The 8,715-nt window shown below is 73.7% G+C and carries 5 protein-coding genes; 3 read left to right on the top strand and 2 right to left on the bottom strand.

Annotation, left to right across the window (positions count from 1 at the left end):
* Positions 1-1,569, top strand: a 1,569-nt coding sequence (locus E1258_RS26880; protein ID WP_132406027.1) for a toprim domain-containing protein, incomplete at its 5' end; no start/stop codon positions are given.
* 80 nt (positions 1,570-1,649) lie between these two features.
* Positions 1,650-4,139 carry a DNA topoisomerase (ATP-hydrolyzing) subunit A gene (locus E1258_RS26875; RefSeq protein WP_132406025.1) on the top strand — a complete coding sequence of 830 codons (2,490 nt, stop codon included), beginning with the start codon at positions 1,650-1,652 and terminating at the stop codon, positions 4,137-4,139.
* Positions 4,140-4,170: 31 nt separating this feature from the next.
* Here E1258_RS26875 and E1258_RS26870 read toward each other — a convergent pair whose 3' ends face one another.
* Both E1258_RS26870 and E1258_RS26860 read right to left on the bottom strand, forming a co-directional pair.
* Positions 4,171-5,487, bottom strand: coding sequence for a uracil-xanthine permease family protein (locus E1258_RS26870; RefSeq protein WP_132406023.1), 1,317 nt, complete (start codon positions 5,485-5,487; stop codon positions 4,171-4,173).
* A gap of 442 nt (positions 5,488-5,929) precedes the next feature.
* Positions 5,930-6,562: an alpha-ketoglutarate-dependent dioxygenase AlkB gene (locus tag E1258_RS26860; protein WP_132406019.1), complete on the bottom strand. Its 633-nt coding sequence runs from the start codon at positions 6,560-6,562 to the stop codon at positions 5,930-5,932.
* Positions 6,563-6,774: 212 nt separating this feature from the next.
* On the opposite strand from E1258_RS26860, the gene E1258_RS26855 reads away from it, so the two are divergent.
* The coding region (locus E1258_RS26855) for a hypothetical protein (protein WP_132406017.1) at positions 6,775-8,715 on the top strand (1,941 nt) is incomplete at its 3' end.

The raw sequence follows: 8,715 nt of genomic DNA, 5'->3' as shown, positions 1-8,715 counted from the left end.
GCCTTCACCCCCGGCCCCGGCCTGCAGATCGTCGGCGCGATGAAGCGCGGCCAGCGCACCGGCACCTCGATCCGCTACTGGCACGACGCCCGGTACTTCGAGACCGGTGCCTCGCTGGACGCCGAGGCCGTCCGGCTCAAGCTGCGCAACACCGCGTTCCTGGTCCCCGGCGTGAGCTACCTGCTGCGCGACCACACGGGCGAGGAGCCGGTCGAGGAGACCTTCCACTTTCCCAACGGCCTCACCGACATGGTCGAGTTCCTCGCCCCGGCGGGCGACCGGCCGGTCTCCGGCACGCTGCTGGTCACCGGCGAGGGCACCTACCGGGAGAACGCCGCCGACGCCAACGGCGTCATGCAGTCCAACGTGCAGCGGCGGGCCGAGGTCGAGATCGCGTTCCGCTGGGGCACCGGCTACGAGCGCACCGTCGAGTGCTTCACCAACACCATTCGCAACGCCCACGGCGGCACCCACCGCAAGGGCTTCGAGCGCGCCCTGGCCCGTGCCCTCGCCGACGCGGCTCGCGCCGCCCGGGGCCTGCTGCGGCCCAAGGAGGACGCGCCCACCCTGGACGACGTCCTGGAGGGCATGACGGCCGTCGTGCACGTGCGGATCCCCGAGCCGCAGTTCACCTCGCAGACCAAGGACGAGCTCTCCACCGCCGGCATCACGAAGGTGCTTCAGGGGCTGGTCGAGGCGCACGTCAAGGCGTGGTTGGAGGACCGCCGCACCAAGGCCGAGGCCCGCACGGTGCTTCAGAAGATCGTCGACGCGGCCCGGGTCCGGCTGACCCAGAAGCAGCAGAAGGACGCGGCCCGCCGCAAGACCGCGCTGGAGGGCGCGTCGATGCCGGCGAAGCTGGTCGACTGCCGCGCGTCAGGCATCGACAGAAGCGAACTGTTCATCGTGGAGGGGGACAGCGCTCTCGGGACGGGGCGACTTGCCCGATCCGCCGAATATCAGGCACTTCTTCCGATCCGCGGCAAGATCCTCAACGTGCAGAAGGCCAACCTCCAGCAGGTGCTGGACAACGCCGAGTGCGCCGCCATCGTCCAGGTGCTCGGGGCCGGCTCCGGCCGCACCTTCGACCTGTCGTCCCTGCGGTACGGCCGCGTGCTGATCATGGCGGACGCCGACGTGGACGGCGCGCACATCCGTACCCTGCTGATCACCCTGTTCGCCCGGTACATGCGCCCGCTGATCGAGGCCGGCCGGCTCTACGCCGCGATGCCACCCCTGCACAAGATCACCACCAGGGGGCGCAACCCGCAGACGATCTACACGTACACCCAGGCGGAGATGGAGGCGACGGTCCGCAAGCTGGAGAAGGCCGGCCGGCAGATCGTCACCCCGATCCCCCGGTTCAAGGGGCTCGGCGAGATGGACGCCGACGAGCTGTGGGAGACCACGATGAACCCGGCCACCCGGGCGGTCCGCCGGATCACCCTCGACGACGTCGACGCCGCCGAGCGGATCCTGGAGTTGCTGATGGGGGAGAAGGTCGAGCCGCGCCGCAACTGGCTGATCGAGTCCGCCGACCGGGTCGACCGGGACGCGATCGACGCATGAGGACCACCGACCCCCGCCCGACCCCGGCCCGCCGGGGGAAGCGCCGCCCGACCGTGGCCCGCCGAGGAGAGAGCTGAACCATGGCACGTCGTAAGAACACCGGTCCCAGGGCGGACCTGGCAGCCTTCGACCAGGCCGGCGCGCGGGTCTTCGACAACCCGCTGGTCACCGAGGTCTCCGACTCGTACCTGGAGTACGCGTTCTCGGTCATCCACTCCCGCGCACTGCCCGACGCCCGAGACGGCCTCAAGCCGGTGCACAGGCGCATCCTCTACTCGATGCACGAGGCGGGGCATCGCCCCGACCGGGCGCATGTGAAGTCGGCCCGGGTGGTCGGCGACGTGATGGGCCGATACCACCCGCACGGCGACACCGCGATCTACGACGCGATGGTCCGCCTGGCCCAGGACTTCTCGCTGAACGTCCCGCTCATCGACGGGCATGGGAACTTCGGTAGCCCGGACGACGGCCCGGCTGCCGCGCGTTACACCGAGGCCCGGATGTCCCACGAGGCGATGCTGCTGGTCGGCGAGCTGGGCGAGGACACCGTCGACGTCGAGCCGAACTACGACGGCTCGCTCACCCAGCCGACAGTGCTGCCGGCCGCGTTCCCCAACCTGCTGGTCAACGGCGCGTCCGGGATCGCGGTCGGGATGGCGACCAACATGATCCCGCACAACCTGGCCGAGGTCGTCTCCGCAGCCCGGTGGCTGATCAACCATCCGGACGCCGACCTGGACAAGCTGATGGAGTTCGTTCCCGGCCCCGACCTGCCGACCGGCGGTGTGCTGCTCGGCCTCGACGAGGTGCGCCGGGCGTACGAGACGGGGCGCGGCGTCGTGCGCATGCGCGGCCGGGTGGAGATCGGTCCCCTGGAGGGCAGCCGTGGCCGGCAGGCCATCACCGTGGTCGAGTTGCCCTACGGCGTCGGCGCCGAAAAGGTGATCGCCGCGGTCACCAACGAGGTCAACAAGACCAAGCGGCTCACCGGCATCGCCGACGTCAAGGACCTCACGGACCGGGAGAACGGCACCCGCCTGGTCATCGAGTGCAAGGTGGGGGTCAATCCGCAGGCGCTGCTGGCCGACCTGTACCGGCTCACCCCGCTGGAGCAGTCGTTCGGCGTCAACAACCTGGTCCTCGTCGACGGGCAGCCGCAGACCCTGGGGCTGAAGGCGCTGCTGGAGGTCTTCCTGCGGCACCGCTACGACGTGGTGACCCGGCGCAGCGCGTACCGGCGGCGCAAGCGGCAGGAACGGCTGCACCTGGTCGACGGCCTGCTGATCGCCCTGCTCGACATCGACAAGGTGGTCCGGCTGATCCGGAGCAGCGACGACGCCCAGGCCGCCAAGGACGGCCTGATGCGCCAGTTCAAGCTCTCGGACATCCAGGCAAGCTACATCCTGGACACTCCGCTGCGCCGGCTGACGAAGTTCGACCGGATCGAGCTGGAGGCCGAGCAGGAGCAGTTGCGCAAGGAGATCGCCCAGCTCTCCACCATCCTGGACGACGAGAAGGTGCTGCGGAAGGTCGTCTCCGACGAGCTGGCCGCCGTGGTGAAGAAGTTCGGCACGGAGCGGCGGACCACGCTGGTCGACGGGGACCTGAAGGAGGTGCTGGCCGCGTCCGCGCCGGCCGGCCCGCTGGAGGTGGCCGACGACCCGTGCCAGGTGATCCTCTCCGCCACCGGGTTGGTCGCCCGGACCGCGGCCGAGTCGGAGGAGGCCGCCGAGGGGCGCCGGCGCAGCGGCCGGGTCAAGCACGACGCGGTACGCGCCCTCGTGCACTCCACGGCCCGGGGCCGGGTGCTGCTGGTGACCAGCGCCGGCCGGGCGTTCAAGATCGACGTGCTGCCGTTGCCTGTGCTGCCGGAGCAGGCCGGCACGGTGTCGTTGCGCGGTGGCATGTCCGCCGCCGAGCTGGTGCCGCTGGAGCCCGGGGAGTCGGTGGTGGGGCTGGCGCCGCTCGGGCCGACCGCGGAGGGCTCGCCGGGGCTGGCGTTGGGCACGCGGCAGGGCGTGGTGAAGGTGTGCGCCCCCGACTGGCCGGTGCGTTCCGACGAGTTCGAGGTCGTCGGGCTGCGCGAGGGCGACGAGGTGGTCGGGGCGACCTGGCTCGCCGACGGTTCGGAGACACTGGCCTTCGTCACCTCCGAGGCGTCGCTGCTGCGCTTTCCGGCGTCGCTGGTGCGCGCGCAGGGGCCGAAGGGCGGCGGCATGGCCGGCATCAACCTGCCGGCGGGGGCGCGGGTGGTCTTCTTCGGCGCGGTCCGGGAGGACGATCCGTCCCATGGCGAGCCGATGGTGGTGACGTCCACCGGAGCGACGGTGAAGGTGACCCCGTTCGAGGCGTACCCGGCGAAGGGGCGGGCGACCGGCGGGGTGCGTGCGCAGCGGTTCCTCAAGGGCGAGACGGACCTGGTGGTGGCCTGGATCGGCCCTCGGCCGGTCGGTGCGACGGCGACCGGCGACCCCGTGGAGCTGCCTCCGGCCGATCCGCGCCGCGACGGCAGCGGCTTCGCGGTGATGTTGGGCCCGACGGTGGTCGGCCACCAGATCGAACGCAACTGACCTCATCCCTACCCCCGCCCCTGCGATCAACTCAGGGGGCGGGGGCGCGGAGGCGGGTGGCCAGGCGCATGCCGTGGTAGACCACCAGGGCGGCGGCGGTGCCGAGGGCGATGCCGTTGAAGGAGAGGTCGCCGGTGGCCAGGGTGTAGTTGGCCGCGCCGATGATCAGGGCGACGGCGGCGGTCATCAGGTTGACCGGGTCGTGGAAGTCGACCCGGTTCCCGATCCAGATCCGCGCGCCGAGGACGGCGATGAGGCCGTATAGGGCGGTGGTCGCGCCGCCGAGCACCCCGGCCGGCACGGTGAGGATCAGCGCGCCGAACTTCGGGCTTAGGCCGAGCAGCACGGCGGCCATCCCGGCCACCCAGTACGCGGCGGTCGAGTAGACGCGGGTCGCCGCCATCACGCCGATGTTCTCCGCGTACGTGGTGGTGCCGGAGCCGCCGCCGGAGCCGGCGAGCACCGTGGCCAAGCCGTCGCCGAGGAACGCCCGGCCCATGTCCCGGTCGAGGTTGCGGCCGGTCATCGCGGCGACCGCCTTGACGTGCCCGGCGTTCTCCGCGATCAGCACGAGGATGACGGGGATCACGAGCACCGTCGCACGCAAGCTGAAGCTCGGCGCGTGGAACTCGGGCAGGCCGATCCACGCCGCCTCGCGCAGCCCGTCGACGGCCTTCGGGTCGAGGCCGTCCAGGGCGGCGGCGAGCAGCCAGCCGACGACCACGCCGAGCAGGATGGACAGCCGGGCCGCGAAGCCCCGGAACGCCACCGTGGCGAGCAGGATCGCGGCCAGGGTGAGCACGGCGATCAGCGGCTGGGCCTTGACGCCGGTGCCGCTGCCGCCCCCGTCCCAGGCGACGGGGGCGAGGTTCAGCCCGATCAGCGCCACGATGGCGCCGGTGACCACGGGCGGCATCAGCGCGTCGATCCAGCGCGCCCCGGCGAGCTGGACGACGAGGCCGACGGTGGCCAGGGCGGCGCCGGCCACGACGATGCCGCCGAGCGCGGGGCCGATGTCGCCGCCGGCCTTCGCGGCCAGCACCGGGGCGATGAACGCGAACGACGACCCGAGGTACGACGGCAGCCGGTTGCCGGTGATCACCAGGAAGAGCAGGGTGCCGACGCCGGAGAAGAACAGCGTGGTGGCCGGCGGGAAGCCGGTGATCAGCGGCACGGTGAAGGTGGCGCCGAACATCGCCACCACGTGCTGCACACCGACGCCGAGGGTGCGCGGCCAGGAGAGCCGCTCGCCGGGGTGGACCACGTCACCCGGGCTGACGGAGCGGCCGTCGCCGTGCAGGGACCAGGGTGACCAGCGGGAACGTGCTTCGGTGGGGGTCTGGGTCATGGCGCGCCCTTCGCGTCGACGGCGGTGAGGGGCGTGGACCCTGGAAGTGTTTCTAGCAGAGGGCGTGTTCTTGGCGCGCGGGCAGCCAGCGCTCGTGTCCCGGCGTCGGGCCGCTCGTGTCGCGCGTCGGTGCCCGCGTCTGGCCCCGGTACCCGGGGTTCCTCGCGGCCCCTATGGAGCTGCCCCGGATGTGCGCCCAGAGGTGGCCGACACTCCGGGTCGCCGACTGACGACGCTGCGACTGACGACGCTGCGACTGACGGCGCTGCGACTGACGGCGCTGCGACTGACGGCGCTGCGACTGACGGCGCTGCGACTGACGGCGCTTCGCTGCCAGTAGCACAAACGGGGCAGCTCCATAGGGGCCGAGACCGATGCCCTCGGTGCCCGACCCGGCCCGGCAACACACCCGGCCCGGCAACACACCCGGTGTGGGCGGCGCTCAGGCGACCCCGGCCGGGCGGAACTGGACGCTGACCCGGGGCCCGACCGGGCGCGCGGTCTTCGGGATCGCGTGCTCCCAGGTGCGCTGGCAGGAGCCGCCCATCACCACCAGGTCGCCGTGGCCGAGCGGGAAGCGCAGGCCGGGCCCGCCGCCGCGCGGGCGCAGCAGCAGCGGGCGCGGCGAGCCGAACGAGACGATGGCGACCATGGTGTCGGTGTGCGCCGCGCGGCCGAGGGTGTCGCCGTGCCAGGCGACGCTGTCGCGACCGTCGCGGTAGAGGCACATTCCGGCGGTGACGAACGGTTCGCCCAGCTCCGGGGCGTAGTGCGCAGTCAGGGCCGCCCGCGCCCGGGTGAGCGCCGAATGAGGCAGCTCCCGGTGGCCGGCGTACCAGCAGAGCAGCCGGGGAACGTCGACCCGCGCCTCGTACATCGTGCGGCGCTCGGCCCGCCAGGGCACGTCGGCGAGCAGCACGTCGAAAACCGCGTCGGAGCCGCGTACCCAGCCGGGCAGGTGGTCCACCCAGGCGCCCCGGCCCAGCGGGTGCCGGCGCAGCCCGGCGAGCGGGCCCAGCCCCGGCCCGTCGTCGGTGAGGTCGAGCATGGACGGCTGGTAGGCGCCACCGGACATGTGCGCAGCCTACCTGGCTTTTCGTACACGCGTGCGAGTGCGGTCTGGCCCGTCACCCGCCGGTCACCTGCCGCACACGTGGGCGTAGCCGCCCGTCGCCGAGACGGGTCTAGCGTGGTTGCGCTCCGCCCGGCACCGGGTGGGCGTCGCCGGTGCCGGGAGGGGACCCACCCATGCGGAGCCGGCTCCCCACCGCCGCGAGGAGGCCGCCCGTGCAGGGTCAGCTCACCACCGCCCTGACGGCCGTGCCCCGGCGGGCGGTGCCCGGCCGCGCGGCCCGCCCCGCCCGGTGGCTGGCGGCCTGGCTCGCCGCCGCGTGGCTCGGGCCCCTGCTGACGTACGCGGCGGGCATGGCCGGCGTGCTCCCACTGGTGCTGCTCGGTCTGACGGCCGGGCTGCTGCGCAGTGGCCGGACCCTGCTGGACCGGCTGGTGCTGGCCGGTGGGCTGCTGGCCGGCGCGACGTGCGCCGCCGGGCTGCTCTTCTCCGTCTGGCCGTGGGGGCTGCACCCGGTCCCGGTGGCGGGGACCGCGCTGACGGTCCTGCTCGGGATCGCGGCGGCCACCGGTCGCCGGCCTCGGCTGCCCCGCCCGGTCGCCGCCGACCTGTTGCCGGTGGGCGCGTCGCTGCTGGCCGCCACCGCGCTGGCGTGGCCGTACCTGCGCGCCGGCGACCTCGCCGGCCGCCTCGCCTACTCGATGACCGGCGAGGACAACAGCCGGCACCTGGCCACGATAGAGGGGATCCGGGCCGTCGGCGGGTACCTGTTCACCGACCCGCAGGCGGCGGCCCGGATCGCCCCGGAGGGGATGGTCTGGTACCCGCAGGGCTTCCACCTCACCGCCGCGCTGCTGGACACCTTCCTGCGCTCCTCGACGGGCCCCGCGGGCCCGGCCGACGCCCTCGGCCACTACCTCGGCTGGTCGGTCGGGGCGTGGGGGCTGCTGGTGCTCGCCGTGACGTGGGCGGCGAACCGGCTCGCCGGCCGGCAGCTCGACCTGCCCCGTGCCCTCGCCCTGACCGGCGCGGTCACGGCCGCCTGCCTCGGCTCGGAGCTGGCCCGCTTCGTCGTGTACGGCTACCCCGGCGAGAGCCTCGGGCTGGCCGCGACGGTGCTGCTGGTGGCGCTGACCTGCCGGCCGGTGGCCCGTACCGGAACCCAGGTGGCCGTGGTCGGCGCGCTGTGCGTGACGGTCGGGTTCGCGTACCTGATGTTCCTGCCGGTGGTCGCGGCGCTGGTGGTGGCCTGGCTGGTACGCGACCGCCGCCGGCTGCGCCGCCGCCCGGTCGTGCTGTCCGTGGTGGCGGTGGCCGTGGCCGTGCTGACGCCGCTGCCCGCCGTCGCCGGCCTGCTGCGCACCGACCAGGTCGACAACGTGGCCACCGGAGGCGGCGTGTTCCCCCGCTACGACGCGTTCCTGGCCCTCGCGGGTCTGGTCGGCGCGGGCCTGGTCGCCGGCCGGCGGCTGCCCGTGTGGCGGCGCTACGCGGGCGCGCTCGCCGCGGCGGGTGCGTTCGCGGCCGGTTTCCTGCTCTACTTCCGGGCGTTGGGCACCGACCCGCGCTACTACTACGGCAAGACCCTGCACCTGCTGCTGGCGGTGCTGTTCGTCGGCGCGGGCGCGCTGCTCCTGCTGCTGCCGCCGCCGTGGCGGGCGATGGCCGGTCGCCGGGCCGGCGGGCCCACACGGTGGGCGGTGGCGGGGGCGGTGGTGCTGGCCTGTGTCGGGCTGGCGGGGCTGCCGCGCGGCACCGGGGTCTTCGCCCAGCCGTTCGGCGACCGGGTCACCACCTGGGCGGCGGCCTGGTGGTCGGGGTCGCTGGCCCGCCCGAGCCCGGCCGCGCTGACGGTCCGCGCGCTGGCCCGGCCGCCGGCCGCGCCGGACACGGTGACGGTGGTGGTCAGCGACCGCCGGCGCGAGGGATACCTGGTCACGCTCTTCGTCTCCACCCTCCAGGGCACCGCCGGGGCGTCGGGAACGGCGGTGTACCGGCTGCCGCTGTCCGAGCCGGCCCGCTGCGCCGCCGTGGTGCGGGCGGTGCCGGGGCGGATCCGCTTCCTGGCCGCCGACGCGGCGGCGGCCCGGATCGTCGAGGACCTGCTCGCCGCGCGCCCGGAACTGCGCGCCAGGGTCACTCTGGAGCTGCTGCCC

It is taken from the genome of Micromonospora sp. KC207, assembly GCF_004348615.1.
Lineage (GTDB): Bacteria > Actinomycetota > Actinomycetes > Mycobacteriales > Micromonosporaceae > Micromonospora.
Note: the sequence above shows the minus strand (reverse complement) of the source record. Positions and strands in the feature narration are given on the sequence as shown.